The following is a 16,577-nucleotide window of genomic DNA, read 5'->3' on the forward strand; positions in this document are numbered from 1 at the left end:
TGCAACCTGTTTTTTCATCGCAAAGAGGCCAGCACATGACTGAAAAAACATCCCCGGCCAGCCATGAGTGCCCCGTGGCCCGGGCCGTCGAGGTGATCGGCGACCGTTGGTCGCTGTTGATCATTCGGGACGCGTTCGATGAGGTGCGGCGGTTCAGCGAATTCCAGAAGAACCTGGGGCTGGCGAAGAACATCCTGGCTTCGCGTCTCAAGTCGCTGGTGGAGGTCGGTGTGCTCGAGACGAGACCCGCTTCCGATGGCAGCGCCTACAAGGAGTACGCCTTGACGCAGAAGGGGCGCGAGGTGTTTCCGATCGTGGTTTCGCTGCGCCAGTGGGGCGAGCGGCATTTGTTCAGCGCGGGAGAAACTCACTCGGTACTGCTGGACAATGAGCGTGATGAACCGGTGGCGATGCTTGAGGTTCGTTCGGCGACGGGGAAAAAACTGGAGCCGGGGGACTGTCATCGTCGTACAGTGCTCAAACCCTGAACGGTGCGGTTTTTTGCTTTGTAAAGGTTGAGTAAACGCAGCGCAGCGGCACGGAATTTTTGCCGCTGGTCGCGTTCCAACGCCAGCCAGGGTCCATTGTCAGAAGGCCTTGCACCCAGAATTGAAAAACCAGGAGCATTCCATGTTCACCTCGCGTCGCTTGATCGTTGTCGCTACTGCTGTGGCCCTGTTGTCCGGCTGTGCGTCGCCTAACCCCTACGACAACCAGGGACAGGCCTCTACCGAGTCTTCGGGCATGAGCAAAACCGCCAAGTACGGCGGCCTCGGCGCCCTGGCCGGTGCATTGGCCGGTGCGGCCATCGGTCACGATAACCGTGGCAAAGGGGCATTGATCGGTGCTGCGGTGGTGGGGGCTTCCGCAGCCGGTTACGGCTACTACGCCGATCAGCAGGAAAAGAAACTGCGCGCAAGCATGGCCAATACCGGCGTTGAAGTGCAGCGCCAGGGCGACCAGATCAAACTGATCATGCCGGGCAACATCACCTTCGCCACTGATTCGGCGAACATCGCCTCCAGCTTCTACCAACCGCTGAATAACCTGGCCAACTCCCTCAAGGAGTTCAACCAGAACCAGATCGAAATCGTCGGTTACACCGACAGCACCGGTAGCCGTCAGCACAACATGGACCTGTCCCAGCGTCGTGCCCAGAGCGTGGCGACCTACCTGACGTCCCAAGGCGTGAGCGGCGCCAACCTGTCGGCCCGTGGCGCCGGTCCGGACAATCCGGTGGCCAGCAACGCCGACGTCAATGGTCGTGCGCAAAACCGTCGCGTCGAGGTCAACCTCAAGGCCATTCCCGGCCAGCAATACCAGGCGCCGCAGCAGCAGGGCCAGACTTACCAGCAATACCCATAACCGCTGGGCGGCAAATGAAGCGGGGGGCCTCGAAACAGGGCCCCCGCTTTTTTTTGGCTGTTAGTTCCAGTCGCAATCAACCGTGTGGGCTTGCTGGCGATAGTGACTGCCTGGGGCGGTGATGTTGAATGGGCCGGCGTCATCGCGAGCAAGCTCGCTCCCACCCTGGCTCTCCAGTGAGCAGGAAATTTGTGGTCGACCCAAATCCCCTGTGGGAGCGAGCTTGCTCGCGATAGCGGTCTGTCTGAGGCGGTGATTCTGGATCAGGTTGGGGGCGATTTGGCTGGCAGCATGCGGGTCGGTGGTTTGCCGTCGGCGTTGTGCTGATAAATCTGCGTAGGCTGCCCCTGTTCATTGAAGAACACCTGGCCGATCCCCGCTGAGTTCCACAAGCGTTCCCCAGCCTCGGCGTGTTCCGGGATGTGCGGGACGATGCGCATGCTCCGGCGCTTGGTGAACCAGTTCAGGGGCGAGCGCGGCGAATAGAGCCAGCGGTTCAGGCGGTCGAACCATTCCAGCAGCGCCGCAGGGAATTCATTTTTGATGCCGCTGCTAGTGATCTGCCAGATGCGCGGGCCGCCCTTGCGGTGTGGGATCAATACCTCGTAGACGAAGGAATAATGCACATCGCCCGACAGCACCACGTAATTACCCGGTGTACGCGAGTGTCGGAAAATGTTCAGGATCACCTGGCCCGCGCCACGATGGGCCATCCAGTTTTCCGCATCCACCAGCAACGGATAACCGCACCAACTGAACACGCGCTGCACGGTCTCGATCAGCTTCACACCGAAAATCGGTGCCGGTGAAACGATGATCGCCGAAGGGTGATCCAGCAGCTCCTGTTGCAGCTCGCTCAGGGCTTCCCAGTCCAACAGGCCGGAAGGTTGCTTGAGGTTGTTCTCACTGCGCCAGCGGCGGGTGCGGGTGTCGAGCACCACCAGGGCCGGGGTGCTCGGTAACACGTAATGCCATTGCTGGAAACCCAGCAGCGTGTCGATCAATTGGTCCTGGGGGCCGCTGTCGAGGTAGCGGTCCCGGGCGGTGTCGCTCAGGGCCACGGTTTGCTCGATCACGTCGGCAAAGACATCCGGGTTGTTACCCCAACCCTGGCAGAGCATGTAGGCAATCAATGCATTGCCGATGATGCGCTTGGAGAACGGATGGCCGTAGGCCGTTTCCTCCCACTGCGCGGAAAGATTCCAGTCATCGGTAATATCGTGATCGTCGAAAATCATCAGGCACGACAGGTGCGCAAACACCCGCGCCACGCCGTCCAGCCCAGCCTTGAAGCCCTCGATGCGTTGCTGTTCCAGGTCGTAGCGCTGGCGTCGCTCAGCGGTCAGTTCCGGCGGTTGCGGGGCGATCAATGTCCACGGCACCGGCGACCACACCAGCAGGTACATCGCCATGACTTCAGCGAAGGTCACCAGGTGATTGTCGGCGCTGCTGCTGGTGAAAATCGGCTTACGCGCGCCGCCGAAAAATCGCTCGCGCAGGGTTTCGTTGCTCTCAAGCGCGGGTAACAAATCGGCTCGGTGATAATAACTGGCGGGGTGCCGATACAGCTTGGCGCTGTCCTCCACCACCGCGCCATCCAGGCATTCCTCGAACAACCCCAGGTGCTCGATCAATGCGTGAATGGCTCGCAACATCGGCCCGGCAACATCGTCGGCATAGACCTGGTCGCCGCTCATCATCAACAGCGCCGGCCGCTGTGTCGGCTCCTGGGCCAACAGCCGATCGATGCAGAGCAAACCGTCGTTGGCCGGGTAATGAGGTTTGCGGCAGGAACCGTGGACTAACTGATCGATGCGCGCATGCAGCACGAAGTTCGGACACCGCGCCTCGCCATACAACAGATGTGGTGCCCATTCAGCGATGGGGACGCCGTCCACCAGCAAGTCGTAGTCAATCGAGACATCTTGGGGCAGGGGGCTGTCGAGCCGCACATCGATCAGATGCACAAACGCCTGTTGCCCCACCGGCACTACCGTGCAGCGCTGTGCATTGAGCTCAAGATCGCCCACGCCGTCCAGGCGCAACGTCAACGCCAATGCTCGCGTGCCCACCAGCCACATCACCAGCCGGGTGGGCTCCAGCCGCCGCAATATCGGGCCGACCAGGACAGAGGGGAGGGTGGTGGTGTCGGGAGTGGACGGCAGCATTCGCAGGGAAAAGCTCGGTTCAGGGAGAGGCGGGGATCATAACGCAATGTGCTTTGTCGCAGGGGAGGGTGGAATAAGGGGCGTTGATCCCCCCCTGTCACATCACTGGGTTTTGTTGGAAGCCTCAGCCGCCTTGATCAAATCCGGGCCAATCTCCTTTTCAAACTTCGCCCACACTGGCTTCATTTTGTCGCGCCATGCAGCACGTTCCTGCGGTGTGAGGGCGATGATCTCGGTGGTCTTGGCGTCGAGCACATGCTGCCTGTCTTCCTGGTTCAACTGCTCGGCTTGCTGATTTGCATAGATAGTCGATTCGGCGACGATCTTGTCCAGCTCCGTGCGGATATCCGGCGGCAGGCCGTTCCAGAAATCGGAGGTGGTGATCAGCATGTAGTCGAGGATGCCGTGGTTGGATTCAGTGACGTACTTCTGCACCTCGTGCAACTTCTGGTTGTAGAAGTTCGAGTAAGTGTTTTCCGTACCGTCGACCAGACCGGTGCGCAACCCCTGATACACCACCGAAAAAATCATCTTCTGCCCTTTGGCGTCCACTGCCTTGAACTGCTCCTCCAATACGGCGGAGGTTTGCACCCGGAACGTCAGGCCTTGAGCATCCTCGGGCATCCGCAGTGGCTTGTTGGCCGACAATTGCTTCATGCCGTTATGCCAATAAGCCAGGCCGGTGACGTTCTTGCTTTCCATGGACTTGAGCAGCTTCTGGCCCGCGGGGCTTTGCTGGAAACGGTCCACGGCGGCGATGTCGTCAAACAAGAAAGGCAAGTCGAATAACTGCACCGACTTGGTGTACTGGTCGAACTTGGCCAGTGACCGCGCAATGATCTGCACGTCACCCAACAGCAGCGCTTCCATCTCCTTATCGTCGCCATACAACGTGGAATTGGGATACACCTCGACGCGGACCTTGCCCGGTAGCCGTTCGTCCACCAACTTCTTGAACATCACCGCACCCTGGCCTTTGGGTGTTTGCTCGCCCACCACATGGGAAAACTTGATCACGATCGGCTCAGCCGCCATGGCTGTGGCGAACAGGCTGAGGCTCAGGGTACAAGCGAGCGCTTTCCATAGAGGTTTTAGCATTGCAGAACTTCCCTTTAGTATTCGAAGACGCCAAGCCAGTGCCTGGCCAAACACTTCCGTGGCCAGGCAAATGGGGCCTGCACCACGGAGCATGCGTTTGTCGGGTTTAACTCATCCCCAGCCAGTTCGGTAGCACCAGCGAGATCCACGGTACATAGGTAATCAGCACCAGGAACGCCAGCAGAATCATCAACCACGGCATGGCTGCGCGGATGGTGGCGGTGAGGGACATACCGGTTACCGCCGAGGTGACGAACAGGTTCAGCCCCACCGGTGGTGTGATCAGGCCAATCTCCAGGTTCACCACCATGATGATGCCCAGGTGGATCGGGTCGATACCCAGCTTCATGGCGATGGGGAACAGGATTGGCGCCAGGATCAGGATGATCGCCGAAGGCTCCATGAACGCGCCGGCGATCAGCAGCACGATGTTTACCACCAGCAGGAAGGTCACCGGCGTCAACCCGGCGTCGATCACCCATGCGGTGATTTGCTGCGGCAATTGCTCGGTGGTCAATACATGGGCAAAGAGCATGGCGTTGGCGATGATGAACATCAGCATGATGCTCAGCTTGGCCGACTCCAGCAGCACCTTCGGTGTCTCCCGGAAAGTGAGGTCCTTGTAGACGAACAACGCAATGAAGGCCGAATACACCGCTGCCACCGCCGCCGCTTCGGTGGGGGTGAACATTCCGGAGTAGATCCCGCCAAGGATGATGAACATCAGCAGCAGGCCCCAGATCGCCTTGCGCGCGGTGGTCAACCATTCACGGAATGTCGCCCGGGGCAGCGCCGGCAGGTTCTTCTTCACGGCCACGATGTAAATCGCCACCATCAGTGAGCACCCCAGCAGCAGGCCCGGCACTACGCCGGCCATGAACAACTTGCCCACTGACGTTTCGGTCGCTGCGGCGTAGACCACCATCACGATCGACGGCGGGATCAGAATGCCCAGGGTGCCGGCATTACATACGATGCCCGCGCCAAATGCCTGTGGATAACCCGAACGCACCATCCCGGCAATGGCGATGGAGCCAACTGCCGCCACCGTCGCCGGACTCGAGCCGGACAGCGCGGCAAACAGCATGCACGCCAGTACTGCCGCAATCGCCAGGCCGCCACGAATATGCCCGACGCAAGCATTGGCGAAGTCGATCAGCCGTCGCGCCACGCCGCCAGTGGTCATGAACGCACCGGCCAGCAGGAAGAACGGAATCGCCAGCAACGTGTAATGCTCGGAGGTCTCGAACAGCTTGATCGCCAGGGAACGTACCGAGTCGGGGCTGAAGAAAATGATGGTCAGCGAACCGGCCAACCCCAGCGATATGGCGATGGGCACGCCGATGAACATCAGCACGAACAGTGCGATGAACAGGAAGGCAATGGTCATGGCTTGTCTTCCTCGTGTTCGGTCAATTTGATGGCTTCGGCGGCTTCATCGGCCAGGCCCAGGCCTGTCTGGCGATTGCGCAGGATTCGCACGAGAATTTCCGCGAAGCGGATAAACACCAGGGCAAAACCGACCGGTACGATCAAGCCGATGTGCCATTGCATGATGCCGAAATGGCCGAGATCCTCGGCACCGATCTGGGCGATCATCAGGGTGTTGATCCATTCGAAACTCGCCACTGCCAACAGCCCGGCGTAGGCAAGGCAACACAGGCAAGCGATGACGCCAATGAGGCGCTGCACCGGTTTGCTCGCCAGTTTCACCAGCGCATCGACGCCGATATGCCCGGCTGTGCGCACCCCGTACGACAGGCCGAAGAAAATCAGCCAGCCAAACAGCGCCTTGGTCAGCGAATTGCTCCAGGTCATGGCTTGGGCCATGGCCATGATGTTGTCGCCCGCGGCGAACAGCGTCTCGCTGGCGGCGGACCAATGGTCGCCAAGGCTATAGAACACGCTGTAGAGGTTGTTGAGCACCACGTAGACGAAGGTGACCAGCGTCATGGCGGCCAGAAGGAAGGCAATGAAACCTTCCTCGAAGTGTTCCCAAATGCGCCGAAAGGCGTTCATGGACGACATCTCCTGTAGGGGGACGACTGGCCGGCGCTACCAGGAGGTCGCGCCGGCCAACCCATCACTGGGCCTTGTTGGAGGCTTCGGCGGCTTTGATCAGGTCTGCGCCGATATCACCTTCGAACTTACTCCATACGGGTTTCATCTTGTCGCGCCAGGCGTTGCGCTCTTCAGGCGTGAGGGTAATGATCTCGGTGGTCTTGGCATCGAGGATGCGTTGCTTGTCGTGCTGGTTCAGTTGGGCCGCTTCCTGGTTTACGTGGGTGGTGACTTCCACGACGATCTTTTCCAGTTCGCTGCGGATATCCGGCGGCAGACCGTTCCAGAAGGTGGTGTTGGTGATCAGCATGTAGTCCAGTACACCGTGGTTGGATTCGGTGATGTACTTCTGCACTTCATGCAGTTTCTGGCTGTAGATGTTCGAGTAGGGGTTTTCCGCACCATTGACCACGCCGGTCTGCAAACCCTGATACACCTCGGCAAAACTCATCTTGCGCGGGTTGGCATTCACCGCCTTGAATTGTTCTTCCAGTACTGCCGAGGCCTGCACCCGGAACTTCAAGCCACGGGCGTCCTTGGGTTCGCGCAGTGGTTTGTTGGCCGACAACTGTTTCATCCCGTTGTGCCAATAAGCCAGGCCAGTGATGTTCTTGCTTTCCATGGACTTGAGCAGTTTCTGGCCTTCGGGGCTCAGCTGGAAACGGTCCACCGCGGAAATGTCATCGAACAGGAACGGCAAGTCGAACAGCTGTACGGTCTTGGTGTATTGCTCGAACTTGGCCAACGACGGCGCGATGATCTGCACATCCCCCAGCAACAGGGCTTCCATCTCCTTGCCATCGCCAAACAGCGAAGAGTTGGGGTACACCTCCACCTTCACTTTGTCTTTCAGCCGTTCTTCCACCAGCTTCTTGAACAGCAGCGCGCCTTGGCCTTTTGGTGTTTGTTCGGCGACCACATGGGAGAACTTGATCACCACCGGATCTGCCGCCATGGCCGTGCTCATCGCACTAAGGGCCAATGTGCAAGCGAGCGCTTTCCAGATAGGTTTGAACATTACGGGTTTTCCTCTTGTTTTTAGTATTTTCGTGCGGGCTCATTCAAAACACAGCGCACGGCGGAACAATGATGAGTCTAGGCAGAAAAACAACTTGTCGAGTGCGGTTAACAGGAAAACTGTCCTTTGGCTGTACATCCCGACTGGTTGCGCTAGAGCCCTCCTTGCGTCGGGCTGAAACATCCAGAACGGGGCATTTCGAAAGGTTTCCGTCAATAACCGTGCCTGGGGCAGGAAACCGTAAAGGGGCGATGATGGCTACTGGCTCTCAATCTCACGCCAGCGCTTATCGAATCCATGGGGCGAGGGAGGTCTGCTAGGCTATGCGTCCAGGATAAAAACCTCATGGAGAGGGCAGATGTTTACATTCGACACGTTGTGGAAAAGCCATCCGCAGATATTTGGTGATGCTGCGCCCTGCAGAACCAATGGCGCCAAGAACTTCAGTGACCAATGCGCGATCAACCTCGGCGTGGCCCTGCGTCGCGCGGGTGCAGACATGAGCCAGCTCAAAAGCGTGCGACATTGCTGGCAGCACCCCAAGAGTGACGGGCATATATTGGCCGCCGAAGAACTCGCCAAGGCCTTGAGTCGCGCCAAGATCCCTGGCTTGCAGGCCATGAAGACCATTAAAAGCGAAGAATTCGAAGAGACGCTGAGCGGGCAGCAGGGCGTTATTTTCTTCAAGGACTTCTGGCGTCGGGCAAACGAAACCACAGCCAACCGCAGCGGCGATCACATCGATCTGTGGAATGGCCGTCGCCTGACGGATTGGCTGAGCTACCCACGTATACAAATGGGTTTTTCGATCGAAGGCACGTTCTCGGACTTTCACGATTCCAAGGACATCTGGTTCTGGAAAGTCATATGAACGTCATCAAGGAAACTTTGTTCGTTCTCCTGATCATCGTGTTGGCGGTTGGCGCATTCAATTTGGCGTTCATGGCCGTTGGTAGTTATTTCGGGCCGTTCTACGAGAGCGAAGCAGACCAGAGCCGCAACTTTGCGATCTGGTTGTTTGGCAATGTCGGGGTGGCGGTCGTGGCTGCGGCGGTGGGCATTGTCTGGAGACGACGGCGCAAACCTCGGATCTAGCCAGGCAGCCAAAGTCTGCACACAACCTTTGACAGGGCGTTCACCTTCCGCAGCCACCGCCTTCCTGTGGGAGCGAGCCTGCTCGCGATGACGGTGGCCCATCCTCTTGCTAGTTGCGCTTCCAGCACTCGGCAAACCGCGCACATACCCCGTAGCGCTCATCCATCTGCGCCATCCTCTCCAGGTGATGACCTACTGCTTCGACCGTCACCCCATTCCCGATCCGGAAGTACTCCACCATCATCGCGACGTCCAGATCAATCTCGGCTTTCTCTGGCTTGGCATTGGCGGTCTTGGGCAGTGCCCACAGTTCCAACTGCTCGTCCTTCAACTGGCGCAGGCGGGTCTGGTATTCGTCCTTGAAGCGTTCCATCGAGCGCGCTTTGTTCTGCGCCATGTCATCGCCAAACGTCTTCAGGTTTTCCCGGTACAGCGTCCAGTAGTCCGCCGGCAGCTCGAAGCCGAGCTTGGCCTTGCGTTCGCTGATCAACGTGTCCAGTTTCTCTGGCGAATAACTCTCGACTTTTTCCTTGGCCGGATCAGTCTTCACGGTGACGACCAGGCTTTTATCGATGACCCGGTTCATCAGTTCCAGGCGATGGGGGGTGTCCGGGTAGGTCTTGGGAAACAGCGGACTGCGACCGGCGCAGGCGGGGAAGTCTTTTTTCAAGACCGGAATCGGCGTGCGCACATCCTTGCCGTCGATCCGTTGCAAGCGTTGCAACTGAGTCAGGCAAAAGTTCTTCTCGGACTTGAAGGTCACCTCGTACTCCGCATTGGCCTCGGGCGTAAAGTTGAAGCCCTTGCCGCACACGGCATAACCGGTGTTCATGTTGGTGCGCAGGTAAATCTGCTCGCCGGGCTTGAGCTTTACCTCCAGATAGCCCTTGGCGTCCGTGGGCGCGGGAACACTCATTCCCACCCGCCGCGCGGTATCACTCAACAGCAGGTTATTGAGAATGCCCGTGGTCTGCCCGTCGCAATGGGCTGCATCGAAATAATCCAGCGTGGCGTTGCTGGTATTGGCGACGAACCGCAACTTGGCGGCGTCCGGTTCGATAGCGTCGGGATAACTGCCGTTGACGCTGCAACCGCCGAGCAATACAAACAACGCGGACAATGCTAACAACGGGGTAGGGCGGCTGGGCAGGGTGAGCATGGGTCATCCTTGAAGGATCGATAAAGTTGGCGAATGCTACTGAAGTGCCACTACTGCGTCCATCTCCTCCCGCTGAGCTGCAGGCAACCCCATCATCTTCTCTACAAGGACTTACCGATGATCGATTTCAACAACAAAGGCTTCTTCAAACTCAAGCAAAACGACGAATACGCCGAACGCGTCACGGCCCTCCTGCTGGACGGCGAGCAGGTCATCGACGCCTACAAATCCATGCGCGACGGCGTGGTCTTTACCAACAAGCGCATCATCGCGGTGAACGTGCAAGGCATCACCGGCAGTAAAAAAGACTTCACCTCCCTGCCTTACAAAAACATCGTCGCCTACTCGGTCGAAACCTCCGGCACCTTCGACCTGGACTCCGAACTGGAGATTTACTTCTCATCCCTGGGCAAGGTGAAATTCGAATTCACCGGCAAGACGGGCATTGTTGAAATCTCCAAGGTGATCTCCAGACATCTCCTGACCTGACCCGCTTCCTGGCGGTATTCAAAAAGTCCAAGTCCACCGCCAATCCCCTGCGGGAGCGAGCAGGCTCGCGATGGCGGTGGCACATCCAGCATCACCGTCCCCAGACAGACCGCTATCGCGAGCAAGCTCGCTCCCACCGTTTTGATCGCAGTTGTTCACAAGTTCGCATCTGCCACAGCCCCCTGCGGGAGCGAGCCTGCTCGCGATGGCGGTGGCACAGCCGGCATCACCGTCCCAGACAGACCGCTATCGCGAGCAAGCTCGCTCCCACAGTTTTTGATCGCAGGGTTTACAGGTTTTGTGCCCTGCAGTTCCCGCCAGGTTAAAGCTCAGGGCTCCAGCGCGGGTCCCTTCAGCTCGATCTGATTACCATCCGGGTCGAAGCAGTAGATCGACCAACCTTTACCCTCCGCGCCATAGCGCATCTGCGCTTTCTCAACACTCAGGCCGGCGGAGGCCAGATGAGCGAGGAGGGCTTGTTCGTCAAACGGCTCGATACGCAGGCAGAGGTGGTCGACGTTGTGCCCTTGCTTGCCAGCCGCCGGCCCACCCTCGCGACCCAGCGGCCCGTCGACAGCCACCAGATCGATCATCGAAACACCGGTGCTGAGGTGGATCATTCCCAGATCGTCCCGGCGCTTCTTGAGCTCGCAACCGAGCACGGACGTATAGAAAGCGAGGCTGCGCTCGATGTCTTTTACGCGCAGGACGATGTGGTCAATACGTTGGATCGTGAAGTTCTGCATGCAGGCCTCCTGTGTTCACTAGTGGCCGGGCCAAGGGGGTACTTCACCATAGTGGACAACGCTGATTGACGGTGGGTCCGGACGGCTGCGCTACATTTCTAGGCTAAAGGTGCGACAGTCACGTCCGCCTGGCCGCTGTCGATCAAAGCCGCACGCACGAAACCGTCCGCTTTCTTTCGCTCGATGAAATCCCTGACGTAGGCCGCGCCGGCTTCATGGGCCCTTGGAACCGCCATGGCTTGCCTGATGGAAGTGAAAGCACCGGCGAGCACCCGGTATGCCGGGTTGTTGGCCGCCACTTTCTCCAGTGGCTGCCTCACGCCGGCTGCCGCATCCAGGAATTTTTCGATGTACAGGTCTACCGCAGCCGCAGAGGTCGCAGCCCGTTCGAGTTGCGCATGTTCCAATGTGCGAGAAAGAAAAAGGTCATACGCGGCGCCTTTGCCAACGGCGAGTCTTAGTCCTGGCTGGTCAAGATCCTGGACGTTCTGATAGCGCGAATCAGCTGCCACCAAATAAGTCCCTTCGATAAGGACGTAAGGTTCGCTGAACGCAATCTGCTCTTCGCGCACGGGCTCAATGGCCAGGAACGCGACGTCCCACACGTCCTCCTCCAGCGCCGCAAACACTTTGCCGGCGGCATCAAAAGTGACCATCTCCAGCTGTGCACCCAGCTCCTGGGCCAATGCCTTGGCCAACGCTACCGACACCCCTTGGGCAGAGCCGTCCAGACCCTGTTGAGCCAACACGGGATTGCCGAGATTGATCGCGGCACGCAGCACGCCTTTTGGGGCCAAATCTTCAAGCACTGCACGGTCGAGAGACGTCATCCTTTTTGCTCCGGGTAGGGGGTTATTGGTTTTTATCAACAGGGCAAGGTTTGGAAACGACCCGCCGATTTTTTCATCCAGCTGCGACTAGCCTTCATCATGTTTTTCCCACGCTATCACCGTACCTGATAGCGTGGGAAAAACATGATGCAAGCGAAACCGAAAGCCTCATGAACAGTCTTGATCATACCCGCATGAGGCCAATTGCTTTTTCCATCAACCGCAAGCGCAGCTCCGGCTTATCTTGCCTGGCCCCGATATCGATCCAACCATGGTGCCTATAAAATTGCGCCGCCCTCTGGTTCGTTTCACTCACCGACAACCTCATCCGTTCGCACCCCAGCCCTGCAAAAAAGTCGGTGGCGTAGGCCAGCAGCAACTTCCCGGCACCGCGTGATCGCCACTCAGGGGTGAGGTAGAAAAAGTGGATGTAACCCACTGCAGGTTCTGCCTTCAGCAGTGACATTTCTATCTGGCCCACGATCTGTGTTTCATCCCAGGCATGGACAATGCTGCCGGGAATCTCGGTCGCTTTTTCTTGGAGGGATTGAAGGTAACGCTGTGTGCCATCCGGGTCGTGCAGTTTTTGTGCGGAACCAAACGCGCAGAGCAGCATGTCTTCAAAGAAACGTACGCAAACGTCGCTGTTCTGGTCGAGGTTAACCGGACGCAAGTGCAGGAGAAAAACGGGTTGAGCGTCGCCGCGCATCATGGTTCGTGACCTCATGCTTCAATGGGTTGCTACGCTGGTACTGCCAGAATTTGGAACCGACCAGCAACGGACCCAAAACCATGAAAAGACAAGACCTTCTCCAAACCCTGGAAGCCCGCTTCGACCAGAACCCACATCGCCACCCGGACATCCTCTGGGCCGACGTCCAGGCCAAGTTGGAAAGCAGCCCTAACGCCCTGAAGTCGCTCCAGGCAATGGAAGCCACCGGAGGCGAGCCAGACGTGATTGGCCACGACGAAAGAACCGGCCTTATCACCTTCTGCGATTGCGCCAAAGAAAGCCCGACCGGTCGCCGAAGCCTCTGCTACGACCGCGCCGCCCTGGACGCGCGCAAGGAGAACAAGCCCAAAGGCAGTGCCATCGAAATGGCCGAAGAAATGGGCATTGCCCTGCTGACGGAAGACCAGTATCGAGCCCTGCAGCAGCTCGGTGAGTTTGATGTGAAGACCTCCAGTTGGCTGGCCACACCCGCTGAACTTCGTGCTCTGGGCGGTGCGCTGTTCGGTGACTATCGTTATGAGCGGGTGTTTGTTTACCACAATGGTGTGCAGTCGTATTACGCGGCGCGAGGGTTTCGCGGCGTGCTATGCATTTAAGCAAACCTGTGGCGATGGTTACGCGTTGTCGGATGGTTCACCAGGTGGTTTACGCCGAAGGTGGCCCTGTGTTTTTATACGCACAGGCACAAGTAGCCTCCCTGCTGCGATGGGAAATACGAAAAATCTAAGTGAACTTACCCACTTATTTAGCCACTGCAAGCAGCATGCTAGTCGAAGCACGTCTTCGATTTGGCTAAAGGAGTGAGCTATGTCCCGTTCAAGTGCTGCTGAGTGTATCGACGACCTCAAAGGGTTGGCCCGCGTGTCTGTCATTGGTGAATACACGTATTGCCAGCGATTGACCCATCTCTGCAAAGAGTTCGGTTTCAATAATTTCCATCACTTCCGTAAGGTCGTTGAGCGCCTCCCTGAAGACCTGATCGGCAATATTTCCACGACGCTGATGCGCCGGTATTGCGAGGTGGCTCAACCCAAGCCAAACGTCGCTTACTATGAATTTCTCTCGGTCAACAACGACACCCGGATAAGGTTTTATAGCCAATGGGCGGGCTGGGACAAATTTGGGCAGGAAGTCAGGGTTCCCAGGTCGTTGCATGGCGAGTCGGCTCCCCGTCTGCGCAAGTCGCTTGATAAAACCGTCTTTATCGTAGAAACGGATCGCCAGTTAATCGCTTGGCGCCATCGCTGGCACGGGCTGTGTTACATCTCCGCTGAGCTCTGCAAAGAGCACATGAAAGAAGCCTTTGAACGGAAAAAGGCTGTCGTGAAAGGTCCCCGCAATGAGGAGTTTCCTCTGCTGGACGACTTTAGCGATAACTATGCAACGTGGTATCCGGTTATAGAGTAACTTCAGCTGGGAAGGGCTCTCAGGAGCCCTTTCTTGTTCCCGAATGCAGCAAAGCCGCCTCACTCAAAGACCAAAACCTCACATCCCTTAGCCTCAACCATCTGCGCAAACCCCGGCAACCGCGCCACAAACTCTGTCTCAAACGCCAGATACCGATCCTGCGCCGCCAGGTAACGAATCTCTGGCTTGACCCGCGCAATATCCTTGGAAGACAGCTTCATCACCTCATCACTGCGCTGATTCCAAAACCAGGCCAAGGTCTGCGTGCCGAACGTATTCGTCCGGTAATTCCACACCCACCAATCCCCATGTCCCCGGGCAACATGCAACTGCCCATGAAACGTGCGCAACGTGATGACTTGCTTGGGCTGCGTGACCAGCAGACGCGTGTCCTGGCGCAGCTCACTGCCAAAGCCGTCCAACAACGCCTTCGTCGTAGCGCCGGTCACGAAGTTGAAGCGCCACGCCAGCAGCACCGTCTCCTGATAACCCGAGTGCTCCAGGTTCTGCCGCGCGCCTTCGCTGAACAGCAGGATCTCGTCACCGCCCAGGTAAGCGGTCGCCGCTCGTAGTTTATAGGCGTCAGCCGGCATCGGCTTGGCGGCAGTGGCCGGGTGCGGCGAGTCTTGGTTCCAGACCCAGCAGCGCGGGCCGTTATGTTGCATGAACAGCAAGCGGCGCGGGCCGATGGGCAGGATTGTCAGTTCATCCGAGTGCTCGAAAATGACCTCGCTGGAGTCCGCGGTGATCCGCCAGATCCGGGTCAGATGCTCGGGTTCGTAAATACGCTGACGTTCGAATATCTCCGAGTCGACCACTACACAGGGATCTTCAAACTCCGACCACTCCATCCCGGCAGGTCCGAAAGCCCGAATGTCATCGCCTTGGCGAATCTCGTATTGGTAGCGGTCATCCGAACTGTAAGCGCCGCTTTTCACCCGACGTTTCCACAGGCTGCGTTGGGCATTGGCGTCGATAAGCTGCAAGTCCGCGCCGTCCACACCATCGGTGCGGTGTTCGAGCATGTCCTGTTCCGCGGGCGGCCATGGGTTGTAGTCAATCAGAAAGCACAGCCACTGGTCCTCGTCCTGCTCGGTAACAGCGGCCCAACCATTGCGGTAGTTGTAGTCATGCACATAAGTAGGGCCGGGATAGTCGTGGACTTCCTGTAGCCAGTTCAACTTGCTGCGTTTGGCTTTGGCTTTGGCTTTTTTGCGCTCGACGGCGACAGGCTTCGGCGGCTCGATCAACGTCGGTGTGTAGCCTGGCTCTGGGTTTTGCTCTCGCCAGTGTTGTGCAAACGCCTCGCGCTGATCGGTCGGGAAAATCACCGGTCGGTAATCATCGCCACCAGCGTCCAGATTCCACAGGTCGAAGCCGTGACGCGCCAACACAGTCGCCAACGCCTCGAAACAGACCTCGGGCATTTCGTTGGAGAGCTCATCCAACAGCGCCTCGAATTCCGGCCCGGAAAACACACCGATATTGGGATAGTAATGCTGCAGCAGCCCAAGCAGCTCGCCGCCGGGTGTTTTCCAATCGATATGAACCAACGGATCAAAACGGGATTGCATCACGCCAGCCTTCCTTGTGAACTCGCCTGCGCGCCATCTTAGCCGCACCCCACAAAAAAATACGCCACCCACGTCACAAGCCACCCACCTCAGGCAACCCCAAAAACACCCCGACACAACACCTCAGGAAAATGGCGCCCAGGTGACCCCTCGTCTACCGTTGACAGAAACCATCACCCCCCCAGGAGAAAGCCCCCATGTTCACCTTCCCCCGAGCACACCAGAGCAGAAGATGGGAAGGGCAAGGCACTCTATTCGGCGGGGCGATTCCCTGGTTTGGCGGGGATGGCCTGGGCGTGTGCTTCGGCTTCAGTACGCTCTGGGTCGAGATCGGTGCGCCCTATGACTGTTTCGACGCGTTGCAGGCCAGAAAGGAGGAGATCGCCGACGCTCAGCAGGGGCTGACTGCCAATATGATGCTCGGCGTGAGCATGGCACTGGAGGCCACTGCCGAAGCGATCATCGGGCGTGATTCGGCCGGAGTCACGAGCTATATCGATGGGGTCGCCAGCCACATCATTCTCGACATCCTCCAGCGGCCCGGCGCCCGCCACTTCATTATTTCCTTCTACTACGTCGATGGGCCGCAGGGTGGCGGCGGCCATGCCATCGCCGCGTCTTTTGACGACGGCCAGACGGGCAGGCTCTTCGATCCCAACTACGGTGTCGGCGCCTATCAATCGCGGACCGACCTATGCAACGACCTGCACGCGCTGCTGGCGAGCTACGTCGCTCCCGGCGGGCATGTGACCGAGAGCTATTTGTTGGAGTTTGATTCCGAGGATGCATTCGGTGAGTTCCAAGGAGCCGCTCCCCTCTGATTAGCGTTGAATT

At 58.2% G+C, this 16,577-nt stretch carries 18 protein-coding genes; 8 read left to right on the forward strand and 10 right to left on the reverse strand.

The window, feature by feature from the left end; translation table 11 throughout:
• Positions 1-35 precede the first annotated feature (35 nt).
• The gene (locus tag SGN16_RS04900) at positions 36-488 is read left to right on the forward strand and encodes a helix-turn-helix domain-containing protein (RefSeq protein ID WP_335943386.1); all 453 of its coding nucleotides are present in this window, start codon (positions 36-38) and stop codon (positions 486-488) included.
• A gap of 142 nt (positions 489-630) precedes the next feature.
• Positions 631-1,365 carry an OmpA family lipoprotein gene (locus SGN16_RS04905; protein ID WP_018604257.1) on the forward strand — a complete coding sequence of 245 codons (735 nt, stop codon included), beginning with the start codon at positions 631-633 and terminating at the stop codon, positions 1,363-1,365.
• 263 nt (positions 1,366-1,628) lie between these two features.
• On the opposite strand, the gene SGN16_RS04910 is transcribed toward SGN16_RS04905, so the two are convergent.
• The 5 genes from SGN16_RS04910 to dctP form a co-directional block, all read right to left on the reverse strand.
• Positions 1,629-3,533 (reverse strand): alkaline phosphatase D family protein, encoded by a 1,905-nt coding sequence (locus SGN16_RS04910; RefSeq protein ID WP_335943387.1) that lies wholly within the window; start codon positions 3,531-3,533, stop codon positions 1,629-1,631.
• Between the two features lie 102 nt (positions 3,534-3,635).
• Complete coding sequence (locus SGN16_RS04915; protein ID WP_335943388.1) at positions 3,636-4,631, reverse strand: TRAP transporter substrate-binding protein; 996 nt, start codon at positions 4,629-4,631, stop codon at positions 3,636-3,638.
• A gap of 106 nt (positions 4,632-4,737) precedes the next feature.
• The gene (dctM, locus tag SGN16_RS04920; protein ID WP_335943389.1) at positions 4,738-6,021 is read right to left on the reverse strand and encodes a C4-dicarboxylate TRAP transporter large permease protein DctM; all 1,284 of its coding nucleotides are present in this window, start codon (positions 6,019-6,021) and stop codon (positions 4,738-4,740) included.
• Positions 6,018-6,650 (reverse strand): TRAP transporter small permease, encoded by a 633-nt coding sequence (locus tag SGN16_RS04925; RefSeq protein ID WP_335943390.1) that lies wholly within the window; start codon positions 6,648-6,650, stop codon positions 6,018-6,020. Before SGN16_RS04925 ends, dctM begins: the two co-directional genes overlap by 4 nt.
• 64 nt (positions 6,651-6,714) lie before the next feature.
• Entirely contained in the window at positions 6,715-7,659 is a 945-nt protein-coding gene (dctP, locus tag SGN16_RS04930) for a C4-dicarboxylate TRAP substrate-binding protein DctP (protein WP_246883135.1), read from the reverse strand.
• A gap of 409 nt (positions 7,660-8,068) precedes the next feature.
• On the opposite strand from dctP, the gene SGN16_RS04935 reads away from it, so the two are divergent.
• Positions 8,069-8,581, forward strand: a complete 513-nt coding sequence (locus SGN16_RS04935; RefSeq protein WP_210642928.1) for a type VI secretion system amidase effector protein Tae4 — start codon at positions 8,069-8,071, stop codon at positions 8,579-8,581.
• Positions 8,578-8,805 carry a hypothetical protein gene (locus SGN16_RS04940; RefSeq protein WP_210642929.1) on the forward strand — a complete coding sequence of 76 codons (228 nt, stop codon included), beginning with the start codon at positions 8,578-8,580 and terminating at the stop codon, positions 8,803-8,805. The genes SGN16_RS04935 and SGN16_RS04940 overlap by 4 nt, the downstream gene beginning before the upstream one ends.
• Before the next feature lie 109 nt (positions 8,806-8,914).
• On the opposite strand, the gene SGN16_RS04945 is transcribed toward SGN16_RS04940, so the two are convergent.
• Positions 8,915-9,964, reverse strand: a complete 1,050-nt coding sequence (locus SGN16_RS04945) for a hypothetical protein (RefSeq protein ID WP_210642930.1) — start codon at positions 9,962-9,964, stop codon at positions 8,915-8,917.
• Between the two features lie 117 nt (positions 9,965-10,081).
• On the opposite strand from SGN16_RS04945, the gene SGN16_RS04950 reads away from it, so the two are divergent.
• Complete coding sequence (locus SGN16_RS04950; RefSeq protein WP_210642931.1) at positions 10,082-10,453, forward strand: PH domain-containing protein; 372 nt, start codon at positions 10,082-10,084, stop codon at positions 10,451-10,453.
• A 329-nt stretch (positions 10,454-10,782) separates the two neighbouring features.
• On the opposite strand, the gene SGN16_RS04955 is transcribed toward SGN16_RS04950, so the two are convergent.
• From SGN16_RS04955 to SGN16_RS04965, 3 genes are all read right to left on the reverse strand, one after another.
• Positions 10,783-11,199 (reverse strand): VOC family protein, encoded by a 417-nt coding sequence (locus tag SGN16_RS04955; protein WP_210642940.1) that lies wholly within the window; start codon positions 11,197-11,199, stop codon positions 10,783-10,785.
• 98 nt (positions 11,200-11,297) lie between these two features.
• Positions 11,298-12,029 carry a transporter substrate-binding domain-containing protein gene (locus tag SGN16_RS04960; protein ID WP_335943391.1) on the reverse strand — a complete coding sequence of 244 codons (732 nt, stop codon included), beginning with the start codon at positions 12,027-12,029 and terminating at the stop codon, positions 11,298-11,300.
• A gap of 184 nt (positions 12,030-12,213) precedes the next feature.
• Positions 12,214-12,741: a GNAT family N-acetyltransferase gene (locus SGN16_RS04965; protein WP_335943392.1), complete on the reverse strand. Its 528-nt coding sequence runs from the start codon at positions 12,739-12,741 to the stop codon at positions 12,214-12,216.
• An 80-nt stretch (positions 12,742-12,821) separates the two neighbouring features.
• Here SGN16_RS04965 and SGN16_RS04970 point away from each other — a divergent pair, with 80 nt between their 5' ends.
• Entirely contained in the window at positions 12,822-13,358 is a 537-nt protein-coding gene (locus tag SGN16_RS04970; RefSeq protein WP_335943393.1) for a DUF4256 domain-containing protein, read from the forward strand.
• 211 nt (positions 13,359-13,569) lie between these two features.
• Complete coding sequence (locus SGN16_RS04975) at positions 13,570-14,169, forward strand: hypothetical protein (RefSeq protein ID WP_210642944.1); 600 nt, start codon at positions 13,570-13,572, stop codon at positions 14,167-14,169.
• Positions 14,170-14,228: 59 nt separating this feature from the next.
• Here the strand turns inward: SGN16_RS04975 and SGN16_RS04980 are convergent, their stop codons facing one another.
• Entirely contained in the window at positions 14,229-15,743 is a 1,515-nt protein-coding gene (locus SGN16_RS04980; protein ID WP_335943394.1) for a hypothetical protein, read from the reverse strand.
• A gap of 197 nt (positions 15,744-15,940) precedes the next feature.
• On the opposite strand from SGN16_RS04980, the gene SGN16_RS04985 reads away from it, so the two are divergent.
• On the forward strand, positions 15,941-16,564 hold the full coding sequence (locus tag SGN16_RS04985; RefSeq protein WP_335943395.1) for a YopT-type cysteine protease domain-containing protein: 624 nt from the start codon (positions 15,941-15,943) through the stop codon (positions 16,562-16,564).
• Positions 16,565-16,577: the final 13 nt, after the last annotated feature.

It is taken from the genome of Pseudomonas sp. G166 (assembly GCF_037027455.2).
In the GTDB taxonomy this organism is placed as follows: domain Bacteria; phylum Pseudomonadota; class Gammaproteobacteria; order Pseudomonadales; family Pseudomonadaceae; genus Aquipseudomonas.

Bases quoted from the DNA above. Each gene is read 5' to 3' on its own strand.
- SGN16_RS04925 (WP_335943390.1), bottom strand. From the start codon at position 6,650: ATGAACGCCTTTCGGCGCATTTGGGAACACTTCGAGGAAGGTTTCATT.
- SGN16_RS04910 (WP_335943387.1), bottom strand. From the start codon at position 3,533: ATGCTGCCGTCCACTCCCGACACCACCACCCTCCCCTCTGTCCTGGTC.
- SGN16_RS04905 (WP_018604257.1), top strand. From the start codon at position 631: ATGTTCACCTCGCGTCGCTTGATCGTTGTCGCTACTGCTGTGGCCCTG.
- SGN16_RS04935 (WP_210642928.1), top strand. From the start codon at position 8,069: ATGTTTACATTCGACACGTTGTGGAAAAGCCATCCGCAGATATTTGGT.
- SGN16_RS04985 (WP_335943395.1), top strand. From the start codon at position 15,941: ATGTTCACCTTCCCCCGAGCACACCAGAGCAGAAGATGGGAAGGGCAA.
- SGN16_RS04945 (WP_210642930.1), bottom strand. From the start codon at position 9,964: ATGCTCACCCTGCCCAGCCGCCCTACCCCGTTGTTAGCATTGTCCGCG.
- dctM (WP_335943389.1), bottom strand. From the start codon at position 6,021: ATGACCATTGCCTTCCTGTTCATCGCACTGTTCGTGCTGATGTTCATC.
- SGN16_RS04940 (WP_210642929.1), top strand. From the start codon at position 8,578: ATGAACGTCATCAAGGAAACTTTGTTCGTTCTCCTGATCATCGTGTTG.
- SGN16_RS04915 (WP_335943388.1), bottom strand. From the start codon at position 4,631: ATGCTAAAACCTCTATGGAAAGCGCTCGCTTGTACCCTGAGCCTCAGC.
- SGN16_RS04975 (WP_210642944.1), top strand. From the start codon at position 13,570: ATGTCCCGTTCAAGTGCTGCTGAGTGTATCGACGACCTCAAAGGGTTG.
- dctP (WP_246883135.1), bottom strand. From the start codon at position 7,659: ATGAGCACGGCCATGGCGGCAGATCCGGTGGTGATCAAGTTCTCCCAT.
- SGN16_RS04955 (WP_210642940.1), bottom strand. From the start codon at position 11,199: ATGCAGAACTTCACGATCCAACGTATTGACCACATCGTCCTGCGCGTA.
- SGN16_RS04950 (WP_210642931.1), top strand. From the start codon at position 10,082: ATGATCGATTTCAACAACAAAGGCTTCTTCAAACTCAAGCAAAACGAC.
- SGN16_RS04980 (WP_335943394.1), bottom strand. From the start codon at position 15,743: ATGCAATCCCGTTTTGATCCGTTGGTTCATATCGATTGGAAAACACCC.
- SGN16_RS04900 (WP_335943386.1), top strand. From the start codon at position 36: ATGACTGAAAAAACATCCCCGGCCAGCCATGAGTGCCCCGTGGCCCGG.
- SGN16_RS04970 (WP_335943393.1), top strand. From the start codon at position 12,822: ATGAAAAGACAAGACCTTCTCCAAACCCTGGAAGCCCGCTTCGACCAG.
- SGN16_RS04960 (WP_335943391.1), bottom strand. From the start codon at position 12,029: ATGACGTCTCTCGACCGTGCAGTGCTTGAAGATTTGGCCCCAAAAGGC.
- SGN16_RS04965 (WP_335943392.1), bottom strand. From the start codon at position 12,741: ATGATGCGCGGCGACGCTCAACCCGTTTTTCTCCTGCACTTGCGTCCG.